The organism is Coprococcus intestinihominis (assembly GCF_040096555.1).
Classification (GTDB): Bacteria; Bacillota; Clostridia; order Lachnospirales; family Lachnospiraceae; genus Coprococcus_A; species Coprococcus_A intestinihominis.
In genome coordinates, this window is record NZ_JBBMEK010000351.1 from 1 (window position 1) to 2,772 (window position 2,772).

General features: G+C 42.5%; 4 protein-coding genes and 1 pseudogene. 4 read left to right on the forward strand and 1 reads right to left on the reverse strand.

The genetic code is table 11. The annotated features are described in order from the left end of the window. Positions 1 to 393: pseudogene (locus tag WMO25_RS16970) on the forward strand (phospho-sugar mutase); the annotation flags it as partial. A 147-nt stretch (positions 394 to 540) separates the two neighbouring features. Here WMO25_RS16970 and WMO25_RS16975 read toward each other — a convergent pair. Continuing rightward, a complete protein-coding gene (locus WMO25_RS16975; RefSeq protein WP_250795307.1) occupies positions 541 to 1,206 on the reverse strand; it encodes a hypothetical protein in 666 nt (221 codons plus the stop codon). 128 nt (positions 1,207 to 1,334) lie between these two features. On the opposite strand from WMO25_RS16975, the gene WMO25_RS16980 reads away from it, so the two are divergent. The 3 genes from WMO25_RS16980 to WMO25_RS16990 form a co-directional block, all read left to right on the forward strand. Further along, complete coding sequence (locus tag WMO25_RS16980; RefSeq protein ID WP_349086349.1) at positions 1,335 to 1,763, forward strand: protease complex subunit PrcB family protein; 429 nt, start codon at positions 1,335 to 1,337, stop codon at positions 1,761 to 1,763. Positions 1,764 to 2,014: 251 nt separating this feature from the next. Then, a complete protein-coding gene (locus tag WMO25_RS16985; RefSeq protein ID WP_147322299.1) occupies positions 2,015 to 2,239 on the forward strand; it encodes a Veg family protein in 225 nt (74 codons plus the stop codon). A 79-nt stretch (positions 2,240 to 2,318) separates the two neighbouring features. After that, positions 2,319 to 2,772, forward strand: a 454-nt coding sequence (locus WMO25_RS16990) for a DUF3794 domain-containing protein (protein ID WP_349086351.1), incomplete at its 3' end; no start/stop codon positions are given.

Below are 2,772 nucleotides of genomic sequence, written 5' to 3' on the forward strand. Positions count from 1 at the left end.
ATGTATGAACGCTATGGCTACTATAAGGACGATATCAAATCTATCTCCTTATCCGGTATCGAAGGCCTTGCCAAGATCCAGTCTATTCTTGAAGCACTGCGCCAGAATCCACCGGCAGAAATCGGCGGTTATAAGGTTGTATCCAGAAGAGATTACAAGAAGGATGAGATTGTTGATCTGGCCACAGGTGAGACAAAGCCGACAGGTCTTCCGTCATCCAATGTTCTGTACTATGACATGACAGATGATGCATGGTTATGCGTCAGACCATCCGGTACAGAGCCGAAGATCAAATTCTATTATGGTATAAAGGGAACTTCCCTGGCAGATGCTGATGAGAAGTCAGAAGCACTCGGTAAAGCCGTACTGGCCATGATCGACAAAATGATGTAAAAGAACGCGCGATTCAGAACTTAAAGAAGGGATTCAAAAAAGTTATTCCGCACAGGAATAAGCTTTTTTGAATCCCTTTTCGTAGTTTTTGATTTCGCGCGTTTCAGTTTGTTAATTTATAAAAACTTCTGAACCGCATTCGTAGGTTTATTGCTGCGTGTCTGTCTCAGGCCATGGCAGGAGTGTATTCTGAATTGCTGTCAGAGTATCTTCGGAAATGGTATATAGGCCGTCACTATTCTTTTCTAAGGGGATATCCAATGTTGTGGCTTCACCAAAGGTCATGTCTGCCAGATGACTTTCAAGGATGGTCAGTATCCCATCAAGATAAGTGTCGTAGTAGGCTTCTTCTGTCAGGTCGGCATAGGAGAAGTCGGCGTTTTTTTCATTAAAAGAATGAACATAGACCTGAATGGCATCGTAATTGTCCTTCAGGATATTCAGCGGCCGGATGGACAACTGCACAGTCTGGGGACTGCCGTCTGAAGCGGGTGTTTCAGCGGTTACCTCATAGCTGGCATTAGCATAGAGCTGGTTCAGCAGAGCGATGATCCGGTCTGTGGTTTCTTCGGATGGCGTGCCGGCGCCAAAAGCTGTCATAAAAGCTTCCGCAGAGGATGTAAGCCATTGATCACGGTAAAGAGAAACATCCGAGCGGGAGACGCCGGTAAAATCCATATAGGATGTATAGTTACCTTTGTACAGGGTATCCATGATCGAAGTCACGTAGCCGCTACTGTCAAAATTGTGCCCGCATCCTGTCAGCATCACAACCAGCAGAAGCAGACAGGGCAGAGAATATTTGAATTTCATAAACAACCTCCTTTATCATGCAACACTGCTCATTTTATCATAATTTTATGGGTGATGTGAATAAAATACCATCAATTTACATAAACTTGTCAATATAAGATAGTCTGACAGGCGTATCGGAGGGAAACATGGCGGGAAAAGTATGGAAGATAAGTATATGTATGATGCTGACGGTTTTATTATGTGCATGTACGGGAAATGACATGATGGAAAAAAAGGTGCGGGATTTGGATTTTACAGTTGTGAGTACAGAGGATATCAGTGAGGAACTGAAGTCACATATTGATGAGCGAAAGGAAGAAACCTTTACACTGATTTACAGAGATGGTGAGAATATGTATCTGATTGTCGGATATGGCAGTCAGGAAGGCGGCGGTTACAGCATTAGAGTCAATGATCTGTATCTGGGAGAGCAGTCAGTCTGTGTCAGTACATCTTTGGAAGGCCCGGGATCCGGCAAAAACACGGAGAGTGAGATCGGAGCGGGAACTGTATCGTATCCGTACATTGTGATTAAGCTGGAGACATTGGATGCTCCCGTCATTTTTGACATATAGAGGCCGGGATATATAGGGAAAATGCTGTCGAATTTTGCGTATACGATGAAATTATGAAGAATAAAGTACTAAAAAAATCGTGAAAATCTACAAAATAAACACGCATATTGAGAAAAATAAGTCTTTTTACTGTGCAAATTGACTTTTGATGAAAAAAGAGTTAAAATTATTACAGGAGTTTTATACATTATTACCAAACGGTAGTGAAAGTCCTTTGAAAGAGGTGAACGGATTTGCAGCAGAAAGATATTATGAACGTCAGGAGAGCAGTAGATGCGAATATCGGACGCAGAGTACGTGTGAGAGCGAATAAAGGCCGTCATAAATACTCAGTTGCCGAAGGTGTGATACAGGAGAGCTATCCAAGCATATTTACGGTAAGAATCAATGCAGATGAAGATAACGCTGAGAGAGTGGTATCGTATAGCTATACAGATGTTCTGACCCGGGATGTGCAGCTGGTTATTTGCAAGTAATCCGCAGATTTCATATATAACGCATAAATCCTTTCTTACAGGCATATCAATAGGATATGGATGTGAGGAGGGATTTTTTATGTTGACAGATACACAGATGCTGCAGGCGATGCATTTCAGATCCTCAGTGGCTTTACAGGTGACACTGGATCAGGATTATAACGTGCCGGATAATAAATCGGACATTGAAAAAGTGATTGTGGAGAACGGCGAAATACAGATACAGAATATAAAGACGATGCCGGACAAAATGATTTTAAAAGGCAGTCTGTTCTGGAGAATGGCTTATTTAAAAGATCGCCAGAATTGTACACTGGATCATATGGAAGGTGAACTGCCGTTTGAAGAAGTTGTCAATATGGACGGTTTGACAGAAGAAGCGAGAATACGGGTGGATTGTGAAATGGAAGATCTGAGAGTGACCATGATCCACAGCAGGAAAGTCAGTGTCAGATCCGTTGTCAATGTAAAGGTCCATGCGTCTGCGGTGGAAGAGATACCTGTTGTCAGTGAAATATCGGATACAGAGAAAC